Here is an 18,409-nt window from a genome sequence, read left to right as displayed (position 1 = left end):
TTATGCCCCTTCTTTCACAAAGCGGGCAATAACATCGCCCATTTCACTGGTGCCCAACGCCTGCTGACCGTTGGCCAGATCACCGGTGCGGTGACCGGCTTCCAGCGCTTTATTCACGGCCTGTTCGATTGCATTCGCCGCGTCATCCGCGCCCAGGCTGTAACGCAGTAACAGCGCCGCCGACAGGATTTGTGCAATCGGGTTCGCGATGTTTTTACCAGCGATGTCCGGCGCAGAACCGCCTGCCGGTTCGAACAGACCAAACGCCTGCTCGTTCATGCTGGCAGAAGGCAACATGCCCATAGAACCGGTGATCATCGCGCATTCGTCAGACAAGATGTCGCCGAACAGGTTGGAACACAGCAGTACGTCAAACTGGGACGGATCTTTAATCAGCTGCATCGTCGCGTTGTCGATGTACATGTGGCTCAGGCTGACGTCCGGGTAATCTTTCGCGATTTCGTTAACCACTTCGCGCCACATAATAGAGGTCTGCAACACGTTGGCTTTGTCGATGGAGGTCACTTTGCTGCGGCGTTTGCGCGCAGATTCAAACGCGATGCGTGCAATACGTTCAATTTCGAAGCGGTAATACACTTCGGTATCAAACGCTTTTTCGTGCTGACCCTGACCTTCGCGGCCTTTCGGCTGACCGAAGTAGATACCGCCGGTCAGTTCACGTACGCACAGAATGTCGAAGCCTTTTGCGGAAATGTCGGCACGCAGCGGGCAAAATTCTTCCAGACCCTGATACAGACGGGCAGGGCGCAGGTTGCTGAACAATTTGAAGTGCTTACGCAGCGGCAATAATGCGCCGCGCTCTGGCTGATCGTTCGGTGGCAAATGTTCCCATTTCGGGCCGCCGACGGAGCCAAACAGAATGGCATCAGCCTGTTCGCAGCCAGCAACGGTGGCTTCCGGCAACGGGGTGCCGTGTTTATCGATGGCCGCGCCACCGACGTCATATTCACTGGTCGAGATTTTCAGGCCAAAACGCTGACGTACTGCGTCCAATACTTTATAAGCCTGGGCCATAACTTCCGGGCCAATTCCGTCTCCGGGTAAGACGGCAATATGATGGGTCTTGCTCATGTTCACACCGTTTCCTGATTATTTTGAATGTTGTTGTGTTGCTGACTTTCCTGCTGCAAACGTTGTTTTTCGATCTCAACTTGTTTGCTGCGCCAAATGTTGTTCAGTACGTGCACCATCGCTTTTGCGGAGGATTCGACGATGTCCGTCGCCAGACCCACGCCGTGGAAGCGGCGGCCATTAAAGGAGACGACAACGTCGACCTGGCCCAAAGCGTCACGGCCCTGGCCTTTTGCACTCAGCTGGTATTTGACCAGCTCAATCTGATAGCCGGTGATACGGTTGATGGCCTGATAGACAGCATCAACCGGGCCGTTGCCGGTCGCAGCTTCGGTCATGATTTCTTCGCCACAGGCCAGATTCACAGAAGCCGTTGCGGTAATTTTGGAGCCGGACTGCACGCTGAAGTTATCCAGACGGTAGAATTCAGGCTCTTCCTGCTGCTTATTAATGAAGACCAGTGCTTCTAAATCGTAGTCGAAAACCTGACCTTTTTTGTCGGCCAGCTTCAGGAAGGCGGTATACAGATGATCCATGTTGTAATCGGATTCTTTATAGCCCATTTCTTCCATACGATGCTTCACGGCCGCGCGGCCGGAGCGGGAAGTCAGGTTCAGCTGAATCTGGTTCAGACCGATAGATTCCGGAGTCATGATTTCGTAGTTTTCGCGGTTTTTCAGCACGCCGTCCTGGTGAATACCGGAGGAGTGTGCGAACGCGTTAGACCCGACAATCGCTTTGTTGCCAGGGATTGGCATGTTAGTGATTTGGCTGACAATCTGGCTGGTACGGTAGATTTCTTTGTGATTGATGTTGGTGTGAACATTCATGTATTCCGAACGGGTGCGGATTGCCATGATCACTTCTTCCAGCGCGGTATTCCCGGCGCGTTCGCCGATACCGTTCAGCGTGCCTTCTACCTGACGCGCCCCGGCCTGAATGGCCGCGATGGAGTTACCGACCGCCATGCCCAAATCATCGTGGCAGTGAACGGAGATAATCGCTTTATCGATGTTAGGAACACGTTCGTACAGGTTAGTAATGATGCCGCCGAACTGAACCGGCGTCGTGTAACCGACGGTATCGGGGATATTAATGGTGGTCGCACCGGCTTTGATAGCGGCTTCCACGACGCGGCACAGGTTGTCCAGCGGCGTACGGCCTGCATCTTCGCATGAGAATTCAACGTCATCGGTGTAATTACGGGCGCGTTTCACCGAGTGAATCGCCATATCCAGCACCTGATCAAACGAACGCTTCAGTTTGGATTCAATGTGCAGGGTAGAGGTTGCCAAAAAGACGTGGATACGGAAGGCTTCTGCCACACGCAACGCTTCGGCGGCGGCATCGATATCGCCGTCGACACAACGGGCCAGACCACAAACACGGCTGTTTTTAATCTGGCGCGCGATAGTTTGTACAGACTCGAAATCGCCGGGAGAAGAGACCGGGAAGCCGACTTCCATGACATCCACGCCCATTCTTTCCAGCGCCATTGCAATTTGAATCTTCTCTTTAACACTCAGGCTGGCTTGTAACGCCTGTTCACCGTCACGCAGCGTGGTATCGAAAATAATGACTTGCTCGCTCATGGGTTGTTCCTTGTCTGTTTTATTTTCGCGCCCTGCGGGGGAGATAAAAAAAAACCCGCGCATCGGCGCGGGTTTATTGTCTGTGGAAGTTGAAATCAGTTCTGATTTTCGCCCACTGGCTTACCGCGCAAATTTTCTGCGTTGAGTAGTAGGCCTGGGAGACGGATAATCATGAACATGTTTTCAGCTTCTCATAATCGGGTGGTCAGAACGGATGTCGTTCAAACAGTGCCTAAAGTGATACGGGAATGTCCTTTGTATGTCAACCTTCACAGTGTGGAAATCGCGAAAAACGTTGCAGATGATATTTTATCTCATTTAGCATAAAAAACTGGTTGTCAGAACATGTCCGGCGCAAAGGTTTTTAGCGGTTTTTCCCGTCACATAAAGCACATAAAAAGACCAAAAACAGGCCGAATTTTCAAGCGGGGAGTTAAATAATCTTTCTAATACAGAGGATTAGAAATGATGTAGCTCTGCTTAACTTATTATTCATTTTTCGCATGTTGTTTCCGGAATCATTTTATTGTCTTATATCATCAGTTTTTAGGGGGGAAGCGAATTTAATATTTCCCTTTGTGATTATTAGAAAGGGTATGTCTATATCTTTTCCGAAAAAACATGATGAAATTCCACGGAATTACCGGTCATTGTTTCTGCAGGTCTGATATTTCTCCGTGTCCTGTTTTTATAAAGAAAGTTATTAACGTCGTTACTCCTTTTTAGATATTGGAGTGATCTTGATGGAGAACTTCATGTCAGATATGACCACAGAAATTAAAGTTAAGCAGAACGAAACCGATACACATCTTCGTAATGTGGATTTAAATCTACTGACGGTATTCGATGCGGTAATGCAATTACAGAATATTACCCGCGCCGCAAATATGCTGGGCATGTCTCAGCCCGCCGTCAGTAATGCTGTAGCCCGGCTGAAAGTCATGTTCAATGATGACTTGTTTGTGCGTTATGGTCGGGGCATTCAGCCAACAATGCGCGCACGTCAGCTTTTCGGGCCAGTCCGCCAGGCATTACAGCTGGTGATGAATGAGCTGCCGGGCGCAGGTTTTGACCCGTACAACAGTATGCGCCAGTTTAATGTGGCCATTTGCAGCCCGCTGGATAAGCGACTGACCTCTCAGGTTCTCAATGCTATTGATACTTTATCAACCGGCGTCAGCATTAAATTGCAGACCATCGTGAATGATAATATTGAGCATCAACTGCGTTATCAGAATATTGAGTTTATGATCAGCTATCGCAAATTCGAACGTGCCGATTTTTGTAATCAGGCGTTATTTAATGACGAACTGGTTCTGGTAGCAGCAAAAGATCATCCGCGTATTAGCCCGCATATGTCTGACGAGAAATATCTGAAAGAAAAACATGCCGTGATGATGCTGGATCGTTTCTATTCGTTCAGTTCTTCTTATTACGACGACCCTGAAATGCAGTCTTTAATTTCTTATCAGGGAACCGATCTTTTCAGCGTAATGGAAATTGTATCTAAAACCGAAATGGTCGCACTGGTTCCACGCTGGCTGGCACAGTCCAATGCCGGAATGCTTAATTTATCCGTAATCCCCTTGCCGTGGATGAAAAATCATCTGACCTGTTACCTTTCGTGGCATGAATCATCCAGCAAAGATAAAGGGAATATGTGGATGAAGTCTTTATTAAGCCAATGTGTTTTGTCTCTGTAATAAGCTAACGAATCACACTTTTACTGCAGCCCCGGCTGGAGTAAAAGTGGCTGGTTATGTTGTTCTTTGAAGTGTTTTATCCTGCCTGTTTTTTTCGCCTCGTTAAAATCATGCAGGTTTTTTTTGCAATAAAAATTCGTCCTGCCTCCTTTCCAAAAGCGCTTCGCATACCCACAATTCCATTTCGCCGTGATCGGTTTGCCGGTAGACTGCGTTAAATCTTTGTAATAAAAAATGCAGTCAATCTTCCTCCTTTCCTGATGACGCTGGATGTCGGTATAAACGCTCAATGAATCCAACCTTAAATAACTATCACCTGATTACCCGTTTTCGCCAGCAAGTCATTGCCCGTGCTGAGCAAATTGCTTTCCGCGAATGGTCCCCTGCGGCAGAAACTTTCCTGACCTGGCGAGAGCTCGGCGAAAAAGTGGATGCCTTGTCCGACGTCTTATTGCAGGAACAGGTGAGTGTTCAGGAGCGCATCGCGATATGCGGGAATAATTCCATGGCGTGGTCCATCGCCGATCTGGCGATCCTCCAGTTACGCGCCGTGACCGTGCCTATTTATGCCACCAATACGCCTGCACAGTCGGCGTACGTGCTTAACGATGCGGATATCCGCATTCTCTTTGTTGTCGGCCAGAAGCAGTACGACGCGGCGGTGGCTTTGCGCGATTTGTGCCCGCAGCTTAAACATATTCTGGTACTGGACAGCAGCGTTGATCTGGGCGGCGTCACCATCGCCCGGCACGTTTCCCAACGCGTTCCACAGGACCGGCTTTTATCTGCTGAACGTGAAGTTCGCGTAAACGCCCGTAATCTGGATGATTTATTCACGCTGATTTATACGTCGGGTACTACGGGTGAAGCGAAAGGCGTGATGCTCGATTACACCAGCATGGCGACACAACTCCGGCAGCATGAAGAACGGCTGAGCATTTCGGACAGCGACGTTTCGTTATGTTTCCTGCCGCTGGCGCATGTCTTTGAACGGGCCTGGAGCTTTTTTGTGCTGCATTCTGGCGCGCAGAATGTTTTCCTGCGGGACACTGATCTGGTTCGCGATGCGTTGCAGGCGGTCAGGCCGACGGTCATGTGCGCCGTTCCGCGCTTTTATGAAAAAGTCTTCAGCGCGATCCATGACAAAGTCGCCCGCGCAGGCTCGCTGAAGAAGCGGCTTTTCCACTGGGCGGTGGCGCAGGGCAAAGAAAAATACCTGACTGAACGTCGCGGTGAACGTTATCCGTTCTGGCTTTCTCCGGCGCATTATCTGGCGGACAAACTGGTGCTGAAAAAGCTGCGCGGGTTACTCGGCGGGAACCTGCGCTTCCTGCCCGCAGCCGGTGCGAGCCTGGATGACAACGTGATTCTGTTTTTCGAATCTCTCGGGCTGCACATTAAATACGGTTATGGCCTGACGGAAACCTGCGCAACGGTGACCTGCTGGGAAGAAAAAGATTTTCGTTTTGGCTCGGTGGGAACGGCGTTGCCAGAAATCGAAGTACGTATCGGGGATGAAAACGAAATCCAGGTGCGCGGCCCGACGTTGCTGCGCGGGTACTTCAATAAGCCGGAGGAAACGGCCGCCAGTTTTACCGCGGATGGCTGGTTCAAAACCGGCGATGCCGGGAAAATGGACGAACAGGGCAACGTGTTCATCACCGAACGCCTCAAAGATTTAATGAAGACGTCGGGCGGTAAATACATCGCGCCGCAGCGGATCGAAGGTACGCTGGTGCAGGATCGTTATATTGAGCAGGCAGCGGTGATTGCCGATGAGCGCCATTTTGTTTCCGCGCTGATCGTCCCGGATTTTGATGTGCTGAATGTGTATGCGCAGGCGCATCATATTGATTATTTCAATCGCGCCGGACTGGTGAAAAACGAACAAATCTTGTCGCTCTTTGCGCATCAGTTACGTGAGATCCAGCATGATCTGGCCGGTTTTGAGCAGGTGAAAAAGTTTGTGCTGCTGACGAAACCCTTCACCATGGAAGCCGGGGAACTGACACCAACGCTCAAACTGCGCCGGAAGATCATTTTCAGCCGGTATCAGCAGGAAATCGATCAGCTTTATCGCGAGTAAGTGCGAGCCCGCCGCCTTACGGCTTTTATGTTTAAAACACCGGCCAACGCCCGTTTGCCGGTTTTTTCCTCATTTTTATGTCAGCCACGGACATAATTTAATACTGTAATTTTTCTGACCTTCCTGATATTTCTGACTGGTTCGCGTATGCAGGCAGTGTTTTGTCCCGAACGCGTGAATGAAGGCAGTGTGAGGCAATAAAAGAACGATTCCGGACAATTTTTGGCGTTTGCCTGACTCAGGTTCTGACGCTAAGGTACTGAGTTAGATTCGTTAACGCCAATAAGAACAGCAGGGTTTTTTAAACCCGAAAGAAAGTCCTAAAATTCAGCGATTTATTATTAAATCGTTGCCTGATAGAACCGCGAGCTGAAAGAAAAGTCATCCTATAGAAGAAGCAAAAAGCCTGGAGGCAAAACCATGGAGATGTTGTCAGGAGCCGAGATGGTCGTCCGGTCGTTAATCGACCAGGGCGTTAAGCATGTATTCGGTTATCCCGGCGGAGCGGTGTTGGATATCTATGATGCCCTGCATACGGTCGGTGGGATTGATCATGTGCTGGTGAGACATGAACAGGGTGCTGTTCATATGGCTGACGGTTATGCGCGCGCCACAGGCGATGTGGGCGTGGTGCTGGTGACTTCCGGTCCCGGCGCAACCAATGCGATCACCGGTATTGCCACGGCTTATATGGATTCCATCCCACTCGTGGTGTTATCCGGCCAGGTCCACAGTTCACTCATCGGTTATGACGCGTTCCAGGAATGCGACATGGTGGGGATTTCCCGCCCGGTGGTGAAACACAGTTTTCTGGTAAAACGCGCGGAAGATATTCCGACTGTACTCAAAAAAGCGTTTTATCTGGCATCCACCGGCCGTCCTGGTCCGGTCGTTGTCGATTTGCCTAAAGACGTGGTGAATCCGCAAATCAAACTGCCTTACGCCTATCCCGATCAGGTTACGATGCGTTCGTATAACCCGACCGTGCAGGGCCATCGCGGGCAAATAAAACGTGCTGTTCAGACCCTGCTGGGCGCGAAAAAACCGGTGCTTTATGTCGGCGGCGGCGCGATCAACTCTGAATGTGATGCCGAGCTTTTAGTCCTGGCCGAGAAACTGAATTTGCCGGTGACCAGTTCCCTGATGGGGCTGGGCGCGTTTCCGGGAACGCATCGCCAGAGCCTCGGTATGCTGGGCATGCACGGCACGTACGAAGCCAATATGGCAATGCACAATGCGGATCTGATCTTCGGTGTCGGCGTGCGTTTCGATGACCGCACCACCAACAATCTGGCGAAGTACTGCCCGAATGCGACGGTGATGCATATCGATATCGACCCGACGTCCATTTCCAAAACCGTTAATGCCGACATCCCGATTGTGGGCGATGCGAAGCAAACGCTGGTTCAGATGCTTGAGCTGCTCACGCAAAGCGATGAGAAGCAGGAATACGACGCGCTGCGCGACTGGTGGCAGAATATTGAGAACTGGCGCGGGCGCGAATGCCTGAGCTACGACAAAAATAGTGGCACCATCAAACCGCAGGCGGTTATCGAAACGCTGCACCGTCTGACTAAAGGCGAGGCCTACGTGACCTCTGACGTCGGTCAGCATCAAATGTTTGCCGCGCTGTATTACAAATTCGACAAACCGCGTCGCTGGATCAACTCCGGCGGTCTGGGCACGATGGGCTTCGGCTTACCGGCTGCATTGGGCGTGAAACTGGGCCTGCCAGATGAAACGGTCATTTGTGTAACCGGTGACGGCAGCATCCAGATGAACATTCAGGAGCTGTCTACCGCGCTGCAATACGATTTGCCGGTGATTGTCGTTAACCTGAACAACGGTTATCTGGGCATGGTGAAGCAGTGGCAGGACATGATTTACTCCGGCCGCCATTCGCAATCTTACATGCAGTCACTGCCTGATTTCGTCAAACTGGCGGAAGCTTACGGGCATGTGGGCATTGCTATCCGTAAACCTGAAGAGCTGGAAAGCAAACTGGCGCTGGCGCTGGAACAGAAAAATCGTCTGGTATTTGTCGATATCAGCATTGATGAAACAGAACACGTTTACCCGATGCACATCCGTGGCGGTGCGATGGACGAAATGTGGTTAAGCAAAACGGAGAGGACCTGATCATGCGCCGGATTTTATCAGTATTACTGGAAAACGAATCGGGCGCGTTGTCCCGCGTAGTCGGCCTGTTCTCTCAGCGTGGCTACAACATTGAAAGCCTGACGGTTGCACCGACAGATGACCCGACGTTATCCCGCATGACGATTCAAACCGTCGGGGATGCCAAGGTGCTGGAACAAATCGAAAAGCAGCTGCATAAGCTGGTTGACGTATTGCGTGTGACCGAACTGATCCAGGGCGCACACGTTGAGCGCGAAATCATGCTGGTGAAGGTGCAGGCTTCCGGTTATGGCCGTGAAGAGGTGAAGCGTTCGACAGAGATTTTCCGCGGGCAAATCGTGGATGTGACTGCAACGCTTTACACCGTTCAGCTGGCAGGTACCAGCGATAAGCTTGACGCATTTTTAGCCAGTATTCGCGATGTGGCTGAAATCGTGGAAGTTGCCCGTTCCGGCGTGGTTGGCGTTTCCCGCGGTGAGAAAATCATGCGCTAAAGCGTAAATAATCAGCAAGATGTAGAATTTATCTGCTTTATAAAAGCCCGGCGTTTTCGCTGGGCTTTCTTTTTTGTGCATCAGGTGAAGCGATTCGGTAAAACACCTTGCCCGGCAATGGCTTCTGGGGTTAGATAAAGCATTATCTTTATTAAGGGGTTTTCTCAGTGAAGCTGGATGAGATCGCGAGGTTAGCGGGCGTTTCGCGTACGACGGCCAGTTATGTTATTAACGGCAAGGCGAAACAGTATCGTGTCAGCGATAAGACAGTCGAAAAAGTCATGGCTGTCGTGAAGGAACATAACTATCACCCGAATGCGGTGGCCGCAGGTTTGCGAGCCGGCCGAACCCGTTCTATTGGTCTGGTGATCCCCGATCTGGAAAACACCAGCTATACCAAAATCGCCAACTTCCTTGAGCGTCAGGCCAGACAACGCGGGTATCAGTTACTGATTGCCTGCTCTGAAGATCAGCCCGATAACGAAATGCGCTGCATTGAACATCTGCTTCAGCGGCAGGTAGACGCCATTATTATTTCCACGTCTTTACCACCAGAACATCCTTTCTATCAGCGCTGGGCCAATGATAACTTCCCGATTATCGCGCTCGATCGTGCGCTGGACCCGGAACATTTTATCAGCGTTGTCGGGGCCGACCAGGAAGATGCACTGATGCTGGCGCAGGAACTACGTACCTTCCCGGCTGAATCGGTCTTGTATCTGGGCGCGCTGCCTGAGCTTTCCGTAAGTTTCCTGCGTGAGCAGGGTTTTCGCCAGGCCTGGGCCGAGGATTCACGTCAGCCAAAATACTTGTACGCGAATGCATACGACCGTGAATCAGCAGCGGTTGTTTTCGCCGAGTGGCTGAAAACCAATCCGATGCCGCAGGCGTTATTCACCACTTCCTTCCAGCTGTTGCAGGGCGTGATGGACGTGACGCTCAAAACAGAAGGGCGCTTGCCTGTTGATCTGGCGATTGCGACTTTCGGCGATAACGAGCTGCTCGATTTCCTCGAATGTCCTGTACTGGCGGTTGCGCAGCGTCATCGTGACGTAGCAGAACGCGTGCTGGAATTAGTGCTGGCTTGTCTTGATGAACCGAAGAAACCGAAAGCCGGGCTGACCCGGATCCGTCGTAATCTGTTCCGCCGTGGCCGCCTGAGCCGTAAGTAAACATCGAAACGGGCATTCTTACGGAGTGCCCGTCGCTTTCTTTCCCTGCATGTTCCAATCTCTGCTTCAGATAATTCGAGTTAACCCTTCGCATAATACGATTACGGAAATTCCCATAGGACATGAATGGGTAATTTAGGAGCATTCCCAGATAACTGAATTATTAAGAAATGTTTTCACGCTTCTTTTGACGATATAAACCTCCGAATCAATTTCTAAAATACGTTAATGCTGCCTGCAAAAGTGCTGTAGAATTCCCCGCTTAATTTCCCTCAGCTTGAGTTTTGATGAACGCTGATGGTTTTTAAAACGCTTCCAGGGCTTATGTAATGCGGGCTGGCATACAAAATGATGATGATTTAGCAGTGATAGCCAAAAAAAAATTGAGAATGATTTTTTTTATGGCAAACCGGTCAAGAAATGAGAGTTAGATAGCAGAAGAATATAAATAGTTAAATAATGTTCAGTTTGGTTTTTTTTTTAAACGAAATTATTAACCCTGCGAAATTTCTTCAACTAATCATGACGTTATTTTCTATCCCTCCTCTAAAACACCTCACGACAATGCGCAGTGCTTTCGTTTACCTGCGTAAATATTGCCAAACCGCCTCTGCTCTGGCTTGACAAGGTTTTAAAACCATCCGTAAACTCTTTTATGTGGGAATTTGTGGGGGAAAGTGGTGAAAAAGGTCACAGAGGGATAAATCGGTCATGTTTCGTGGCGCGACGATGGTTAACCTCGACAGCAAAGGGCGACTTGCCGTACCCACCCGTTATCGGGATTTGCTGAGCGAAGAATCGCAAGGTCAAATGGTTTGCACCATAGACCTCCATCACCCATGTCTCCTCCTTTACACCCTCCCTGAATGGGAAGTTATCGAACAAAAATTGTCCCGTCTGTCGAGCATGAACCCCGTAGAGCGCCGTATTCAGCGGCTGTTACTCGGTCATGCAAGTGAATGTCAGATGGATAACGCTGGGCGTTTACTGATTGCCACAACGCTGCGTCAGCACGCCGGGCTCGCAAAAGAAGTGATGCTGGTTGGACAGTTCAATAAGTTTGAACTGTGGGATGAACAGACCTGGTATCAACAAGTTAAGGAAGACATCGACACTGAACAATCATCTCAGGAACCGCTTTCTGAGAGATTACAGGACTTGTCATTATAAGCATGGTTGAAAATTACAAACACACTTCCGTTTTGCTGGATGAAGCCGTTAACGGCCTCAACATTCGACAGGACGGCATTTACATAGACGGAACTTTTGGCCGTGGCGGTCATTCACGTCTGATTCTGTCTCAGCTTGGACCGGACGGACGCCTGCTCGCCATTGACCGTGATCCTCAGGCGATCAAAGCCGCTGAATCTATTGAAGACGCACGGTTTTCGATTATTCACGGGCCGTTTTCTGATCTCGCAGAGTACGTCCGGGAACGTGGCCTTGAAGGCAAAATCGACGGCGTGCTGCTGGATTTAGGCGTTTCTTCACCGCAACTCGATGACGCAGAACGCGGCTTCTCCTTCATGCGCGACGGACCACTGGATATGCGTATGGATCCGACACGGGGTTATTCAGCCGCAGAATGGCTGATGAAAGCGGAAGAAGAAGATATCACCTGGGTATTGAAAACGTTTGGCGAAGAGCGTTTCGCGAAGCGAATTGCACGCGCGATTGTTGAACGTAACCGTGAATTGCCGATGACGCGAACCAAGGAACTGGCGGATCTGATTGCGAATGCCTCGCCATTTCGGGAAAAGCATAAACATCCGGCCACGCGCAGCTTCCAGGCGATCCGTATTTATATCAACAGCGAGCTGGAAGAAATTGAACGTGCGCTGGACGGCGCGCTGGAAATTCTGGCACCGCAGGGACGTTTATCCGTGATCAGCTTCCATTCACTGGAAGACCGTATCGTGAAGCGTTTTATCCGTCAGCACAGTCGTGGCGCACAGGTTCCGGCGGGTATCCCGATGACGGAAGCGCAGATCGCGGAACTCGGCGGACGTTCGCTGAAATCTGTCGGAAAAATGATGCCTTCTGATGCGGAAGTGTCAGAGAACCCACGGGCTCGCAGTTCTGTTCTGCGCTTTGCTGAGAGAACGAGCGCGTGATTGGTAACGAACGCCACGGACTGGTGGGGGTCATTGCCAGCGATATTCTTCGCAACGGCAAGATCCCGATGATTTTGCTGACCGCCGTTCTGGTCAGCGCAATATTCGTTGTGACCACTGCGCACCGTACGCGTTTGCTGACGGCGCAGCGTGAACAGCTGGTATTGGAAAGGGATGCGCTGGACATTGAATGGCGCAACCTGATCCTCGAAGAGAACGCTCTCGGCGATCACAGCCGGGTAGAACGCATCGCAACGGAGAAATTGCAGATGCAGCACGTTGATCCCTCTCAAGAAACTATTGTGGTTCAGCCTTAAAATGCGCATGGAGAATACAGGCAGCTAATGAAAGCAACACGCACCGCGAAGTTAAAGCGTCCCGAAGATCAAGCCAGCTTTATTAGCTGGCGTTTTGCGTTGTTGTGCGCCTGTATCCTTCTGGCCCTGGTGGGTCTGATGTTGCGTGTGGCTTATCTGCAAGTCATTAATCCGGACAAACTGGTCAAAGAAGGGGATTTACGTTCCCTGCGCGTTCAGACCATCCCCACATCCCGCGGCATGATTACCGACCGCTCTGGTCGTCCTCTGGCGGTAAGCGTGCCGGTCAATGCAATCTGGGCCGACCCGAAAGAAATTAACGATCGCGGTGGCATCACGGTTGATACCAAATGGAAAGCCCTGGCCGATGCGCTAAACATGCCGCTCGATCAACTTTCTGCCCGCATCAATGCGAATCCGAAAGGCCGTTTCGTGTATCTGGCGCGTCAGGTGAATCCGGCCGTTGGCGAATATGTCCATAAACTCAAGCTGCCAGGGATTTCTCTGCGTCAGGAATCCCGCCGTTATTATCCGGCCGGGCAGGTTACATCGCACGTCATTGGCGTCACCAACATTGACGGTGAAGGCATTGAAGGCGTTGAGAAGAGTTTTGACCGCTGGCTGACCGGCAAACCGGGTGAACGTACCATCCGTAAAGACCGTTTTGGCCGCGTCATTGAAGATATCTCCACCGTCGACAGCCAGGCTGCCCACAATCTGGCGCTGAGCATTGACGAACGTCTGCAGGCGCTGGTGTACCGCGAACTCAATAACGCCGTGGCCTTCAATAAAGCGGAATCCGGCACGGCGGTGCTGGTCGATGTGCAAACCGGCGAAGTGCTGGCGATGGCCAACAGCCCGTCCTATAACCCGAACAACATGCCGGATACGCCGAAAGACGTGATGCGTAACCGTGCAATCACTGACATCTTCGAACCGGGTTCTACCGTGAAACCGATGGTCGTCATGACCGCGTTGAAGAATGGTGTGGTCCGTGAGAACAGCGTGCTCAATACGCTGCCGTACCGGATCAACGGCCATGAGATTAAAGATGTGGCCCGTTACGCGGAGCTTTCCGTGACGGGTATCTTGCAGAAGTCGAGTAACGTCGGTGTTTCACGACTGGCGTTATCGATGCCATCCGCAGAGCTGGTAGACACTTACTCGCGATTCGGATTGGGAAAACCGACCAATTTGGGGCTGGTTGGAGAAAGCAGTGGCTTATACCCTAAAAAACAACGGTGGTCTGACATAGAGAGGGCCACCTTCTCTTTCGGCTACGGGCTAATGGTGACACCTCTCCAGCTAGCGCGAGTCTATGCCACGATCGGCAGTATGGGCATCTATCGCCCGTTGTCGATCACACGCGTTGATCCCCCGGTTTCCGGTGAACGTGTGTTCCCGGAACCTTTGGTGCGCACCGTCGTTCATATGATGGAAAGCGTTGCGCTGCCGGGCGGCGGCGGCGTGAAAGCCGCGATCAAGGGTTACCGTATTGCGATTAAAACCGGTACTGCGAAGAAAGTCGGTCCGGACGGCAAATACGTCAATAAATACATTGCTTATACCGCCGGTGTTGCGCCGGCAAGCAACCCAAGATATGCCCTGGTGGTCGTGATTAACGATCCGCAGGGCGGGAAGTATTACGGTGGGGCCGTTTCCGCACCGGTGTTTGGCGCCATCATGGGCGGGGTGTTGCGTACCATGAACGTTGAACCTGACGCGCTGACTGCCGATGAAAATGCAGACATAGTAAATAATCAAAAAGAGGCAACAGGTGGCAGATCGTAATTTGCGCGACATCTTAGCGCCCTGGGTGAGTGAAGCCCCAGCGGTAGCGCTAAAAGACATGATCTTAGACAGCCGCATCGCGGCTGCCGGCGATCTGTTTGTCGCGGTCTCAGGCCATACCAGTGATGGGCGTCGTTTTATTCCCCAGGCCATTGCCCAGGGCGTCGCTGCCGTCGTGGCCGAAGCAAAAGGTGAACAAGAGCACGGTACGGTTAGCCAGATGCATGGTGTGCCGGTGATTTATCTTGAGGATCTCAACGTCTTGCTTTCTGAACTGGCAGGACGTTTTTATCAGCAGCCAGGCAAATCATTGCGTCTGGTTGGCGTGACCGGCACCAACGGTAAAACCACCACCACGCAACTGCTGGCGCAGTGGAGCCAGTTGTTGGGCGAAACCAGCGCGGTGATGGGGACGGTGGGAAATGGTCTGCTGGATAACGTGGTTCCGGCGGAAAACACCACCGGTTCGGCCGTTCAGGTTCAGCATATTCTGGCTGATTTAGTGAAACAGGGTGCCACCTTCGCCGCGATGGAAGTCTCTTCCCACGGGCTGGTGCAGCATCGTGTGGCCGCGCTGCCGTTCGCTGCCGCCGCGTTTACCAACCTGAGCCGCGATCATCTGGATTACCACGGTGACATGCAGAGCTACGAAGACGCCAAATGGCAGCTCTTCTCCTCGCATCCGGTCGGTCAAAAAATTATCAATGCTGACGATGAAGTCGGGGCGCGCTGGCTGGCGAAAACCCCTGATTCTGTTGCGGTCAGCATGGAAGACAAAATCCCGGCGGGCTGGAAAGGCCGCTGGCTGGTTGCCCGTAGCGTGAATTATCACGACAACGGCGCGACGGTGAATATCGATTCAAGCTGGGGCGAAGGCAAGCTGGAGAGCCGCCTGATGGGCGCGTTTAACGTCAGCAATCTGCTGGTCGGACTGGCGACGCTGCTTTCCCTTGATTACCCGCTGCCACAATTGCTGGCGACGGCTTCTCAGTTACAGCCGGTTTGCGGGCGCATGGAAGTCTTCAACGCACCGGGTAAACCGACCGCTGTTGTCGATTACGCACATACACCGGATGCGTTAGAAAAAGCGCTGGCGGCTGCCCGTCTGCACTGCAAAGGGCAGCTTTGGTGCGTGTTTGGCTGCGGTGGCGATCGCGATAAAGGCAAACGTCCTCTGATGGGTGGCATCGCCGAACAGTTCGCCGATCGCGTTATCGTGACCGATGACAACCCGCGCAGCGAAGAACCTCGCGCCATCGTGGCAGATATTCTCGCCGGATTGCTGGATGCTGGCCGTGCACAGGAAATTCACGGTCGTGCGGAAGCGGTGACCAGCGCCATCATGCAGGCGAAGGAAGATGACGTCGTGCTGATTGCCGGCAAAGGCCACGAAGATTATCAACTGGTAGGGAATCAGCGCCTTGATTACTCCGACCGCGTGACTGTCGCACGTTTGCTGGGGGTGATCGCATGATCCGCGTTTCTCTGCAAACTCTGGCCGATGTGCTCAACGCTGAACTTATCGGCGCGGATACGCAAATTGACAGCGTGACGACGGATACCCGTCAGATCACTGCAGGCGGTTTGTTTGTAGCGCTGAAAGGCGAGAAATTCGATGCACACGATTTTGCGGCAGACGCCGTTAAAGCGGGTGCAGGGGCGTTGCTGGTAAGTAAGCGCTTACCGGTGGAGGCCCCTCAGTTAGTGGTCGCTGACACCCGCGTCGCGCTGGGGCAACTCGGCGGCTGGGTTCGCCAGCAGGTTCCTGCCCGCGTGGTCGGCCTGACCGGTTCTTCCGGCAAGACGTCTGTGAAAGAAATGACCGCCGCGATTTTGCGTGAGTGCGGCAATGTGCTGTACACCGCAGGCAATTTCAATAACGACATCGGCGTGCCGCTGACGTTACTTCGCCTGACCGCAGAGCATGATTTTGCCGTCATTGAGATGGGCGCAAACCATCCGGGCGAAATCGGCTATACCACCGCGCTGGCACGTCCTGAAACGGCGTTGATCAACAACCTCTCTGCGGCGCATCTGGAAGGTTTTGGTTCTCTGGCCGGCGTTGCCCGCGCCAAAGGCGAGATTTTCGAAGGGTTGCCTGAAAACGGTATTGCGGTCATTAACGCTGACAGCAATGACTGGACGAACTGGCAGCACAAGCTGACCGGTAAAACCGTCTGGCATTTCTCCTCTGCGAAAACTGAAGGCATCGATTTCAGCGCGACAGATGTCAGCCTCAGCCCGCTGAATACCGCTTTTACCCTGCATTCTCCACAGGGCAGCATTGATGTTTCCCTGCCGGTACCGGGGCGTCACAACATTGCCAACGCTTTGGCAGCCGCTGCGCTGGCGCTGTCTGTCGGCGCTTCGCTTGAAAACGTACGCACTGGTCTGAAAACGCTGCAATCTGTCAAAGGACGTCTGTTCCCGATAGCGCTTAGCGAAGGCAGAACCCTGCTCGACGACAGCTATAACGCGAACGTCGGTTCAATGACGGCAGCGGCACAAGTGCTGTCAGAAATGCCGGGTTACCGCGTCATGGCCGTCGGTGATATGGCCGAACTGGGGGCCGAAAGCGAAAGCTGCCACCGTCAGGTGGGAGAAGCGATCCGTGCAGCAGGTATCGATAAAGTATTCAGCATTGGCCACGACAGTCGCATCCTCAGTGAGGCCAGCGGATGTGGTGAGCATTTAGAGGATAAGGCAGCCCTGACGGCCCGTTTAACGAGCTTACTGTCTGAACATGCGGTAATTACCGTTTTGATTAAAGGTTCACGTAGTGCCGCAATGGAGCAGGTAGTACGCGCGTTACAGGAGAATGCAACATGCTAGTTTGGCTGGCCGAACACTTGGTCAAATATTATTCCGGCTTCAACGTCTTTTCGTATCTGACGTTTCGCGCCATTGTCAGCCTGCTGACTGCTTTGTTCCTGTCTTTGTGGATCGGACCACGGATGATTGCCCGTCTGCAAAAAATGTCTTTTGGCCAGGTTGTCCGCAACGACGGCCCGGAATCGCATTTCAGCAAACGCGGGACGCCAACGATGGGCGGCCTGATGATTCTGGCTTCCATCACGATTTCCGTCCTGATGTGGGCTTATCCGTCTAACCCGTACGTCTGGTGTGTGCTGTTTGTTCTGCTGGGCTACGGTGTTGTCGGGTTTATCGATGACTATCGCAAAGTTGTCCGTAAGGACACCAAGGGTCTGATCGCCCGCTGGAAATACTTCTGGCAGTCGGTTATCGCACTTGCCGCCGCCTTCACGATGTACGCCATCGGGAAAGACACGCCAGCCACCGAGCTGGTTGTTCCGTTCTTTAAAGACATCATGCCGCAGCTTGGCCTGCTGTATATCCTGCTGAGCTACTTCGTGATTGTCGGAACCAGTAACGCAGTCAACCTGACGGACGGTCTGGATGGTCTGGCGATTATGCCAACCGTGTTCGTCGCCGCCGGTTTTGCGCTGGTGGCCTGGGCGACCGGTAACATGAATTTTGCCAGCTACCTGCACATTCCTTACCTCCGCCACGCGGGCGAACTGGTGATTGTGTGTACCGCCATTGTCGGCGCGGGTCTTGGCTTCCTGTGGTTCAACACCTATCCGGCACAAGTCTTCATGGGCGATGTCGGTTCGCTGGCACTGGGCGGCGCGCTGGGAACTATCGCCGTGTTGCTGCGTCAGGAATTCTTACTGGTGATTATGGGCGGTGTGTTCGTGGTTGAAACACTGTCGGTCATCCTGCAAGTCGGATCCTTTAAGTTACGCGGTCAGCGCATTTTCCGTATGGCGCCGATCCACCACCATTACGAACTTAAAGGCTGGCCGGAACCGCGCGTCATTGTGCGCTTCTGGATTATTTCGCTGATGCTGGTCCTGATTGGCCTGGCGACGCTGAAGGTGCGGTAAT

At 52.4% G+C, this 18,409-nt stretch carries 15 protein-coding genes; 12 read left to right on the top strand and 3 right to left on the bottom strand.

Annotated elements, in window-relative coordinates; translation table 11 throughout:
* Both leuB and leuA read right to left on the bottom strand, forming a co-directional pair.
* Complete coding sequence (leuB, locus tag BV494_RS13565; protein ID WP_104923353.1) at window positions 1-1,092, bottom strand: 3-isopropylmalate dehydrogenase; 1,092 nt, start codon at window positions 1,090-1,092, stop codon at window positions 1-3.
* Window positions 1,093-1,094: 2 nt separating this feature from the next.
* Entirely contained in the window at window positions 1,095-2,684 is a 1,590-nt protein-coding gene (gene leuA, locus BV494_RS13560; RefSeq protein ID WP_104923352.1) for a 2-isopropylmalate synthase, read from the bottom strand.
* Window positions 2,685-3,439: 755 nt separating this feature from the next.
* Here leuA and leuO point away from each other — a divergent pair.
* Entirely contained in the window at window positions 3,440-4,387 is a 948-nt protein-coding gene (gene leuO / locus BV494_RS13555) for a transcriptional regulator LeuO (RefSeq protein ID WP_104923351.1), read from the top strand.
* Between the two features lie 20 nt (window positions 4,388-4,407).
* On the opposite strand, the gene BV494_RS13550 is transcribed toward leuO, so the two are convergent.
* Window positions 4,408-4,677, bottom strand: coding sequence for a hypothetical protein (locus tag BV494_RS13550; RefSeq protein ID WP_104923350.1), 270 nt, complete (start codon window positions 4,675-4,677; stop codon window positions 4,408-4,410).
* Here BV494_RS13550 and BV494_RS13545 point away from each other — a divergent pair.
* The 11 genes from BV494_RS13545 (at window position 4,677) to mraY (ending at window position 18,408) form a co-directional block, all read left to right on the top strand.
* Complete coding sequence (locus BV494_RS13545; protein WP_104923349.1) at window positions 4,677-6,473, top strand: AMP-dependent synthetase/ligase; 1,797 nt, start codon at window positions 4,677-4,679, stop codon at window positions 6,471-6,473. The two genes, BV494_RS13550 and BV494_RS13545, sit on opposite strands and share 1 nt — an antisense overlap.
* Before the next feature lie 420 nt (window positions 6,474-6,893).
* Window positions 6,894-8,612, top strand: coding sequence for an acetolactate synthase 3 large subunit (gene ilvI / locus BV494_RS13540; protein ID WP_104923348.1), 1,719 nt, complete (start codon window positions 6,894-6,896; stop codon window positions 8,610-8,612).
* A 2-nt stretch (window positions 8,613-8,614) separates the two neighbouring features.
* Complete coding sequence (ilvN, locus tag BV494_RS13535) at window positions 8,615-9,106, top strand: acetolactate synthase small subunit (protein WP_192938010.1); 492 nt, start codon at window positions 8,615-8,617, stop codon at window positions 9,104-9,106.
* A 167-nt stretch (window positions 9,107-9,273) separates the two neighbouring features.
* Window positions 9,274-10,278, top strand: a complete 1,005-nt coding sequence (cra, locus tag BV494_RS13530; RefSeq protein WP_104923346.1) for a catabolite repressor/activator — start codon at window positions 9,274-9,276, stop codon at window positions 10,276-10,278.
* Window positions 10,279-10,989: 711 nt separating this feature from the next.
* Window positions 10,990-11,448, top strand: a complete 459-nt coding sequence (mraZ, locus tag BV494_RS13525) for a division/cell wall cluster transcriptional repressor MraZ (protein WP_104923345.1) — start codon at window positions 10,990-10,992, stop codon at window positions 11,446-11,448.
* Window positions 11,449-11,450: 2 nt separating this feature from the next.
* Complete coding sequence (gene rsmH / locus BV494_RS13520; protein WP_104923344.1) at window positions 11,451-12,392, top strand: 16S rRNA (cytosine(1402)-N(4))-methyltransferase RsmH; 942 nt, start codon at window positions 11,451-11,453, stop codon at window positions 12,390-12,392.
* Window positions 12,389-12,709 carry a cell division protein FtsL gene (gene ftsL, locus BV494_RS13515; protein WP_104923343.1) on the top strand — a complete coding sequence of 107 codons (321 nt, stop codon included), beginning with the start codon at window positions 12,389-12,391 and terminating at the stop codon, window positions 12,707-12,709. The genes rsmH and ftsL overlap by 4 nt, the downstream gene beginning before the upstream one ends.
* Window positions 12,710-12,736: 27 nt before the next feature.
* Window positions 12,737-14,500, top strand: coding sequence for a peptidoglycan glycosyltransferase FtsI (locus BV494_RS13510; protein WP_104923342.1), 1,764 nt, complete (start codon window positions 12,737-12,739; stop codon window positions 14,498-14,500).
* Window positions 14,487-15,974 carry a UDP-N-acetylmuramoyl-L-alanyl-D-glutamate--2,6-diaminopimelate ligase gene (gene murE / locus BV494_RS13505; protein WP_104923341.1) on the top strand — a complete coding sequence of 496 codons (1,488 nt, stop codon included), beginning with the start codon at window positions 14,487-14,489 and terminating at the stop codon, window positions 15,972-15,974. Before BV494_RS13510 ends, murE begins: the two co-directional genes overlap by 14 nt.
* Complete coding sequence (gene murF / locus BV494_RS13500; RefSeq protein ID WP_104923340.1) at window positions 15,971-17,332, top strand: UDP-N-acetylmuramoyl-tripeptide--D-alanyl-D-alanine ligase; 1,362 nt, start codon at window positions 15,971-15,973, stop codon at window positions 17,330-17,332. The genes murE and murF overlap by 4 nt, the downstream gene beginning before the upstream one ends.
* The gene (gene mraY, locus BV494_RS13495; protein ID WP_101075164.1) at window positions 17,326-18,408 is read left to right on the top strand and encodes a phospho-N-acetylmuramoyl-pentapeptide-transferase; all 1,083 of its coding nucleotides are present in this window, start codon (window positions 17,326-17,328) and stop codon (window positions 18,406-18,408) included. Before murF ends, mraY begins: the two co-directional genes overlap by 7 nt.
* Window position 18,409 lies beyond the last annotated feature (1 nt).

The sequence above is a fragment of the Rahnella sikkimica genome, assembly GCF_002951615.1.
Taxonomy (GTDB): Bacteria; Pseudomonadota; Gammaproteobacteria; order Enterobacterales; family Enterobacteriaceae; genus Rahnella; species Rahnella sikkimica.
This window is presented reverse-complemented; position numbering and strand designations above follow the sequence as displayed.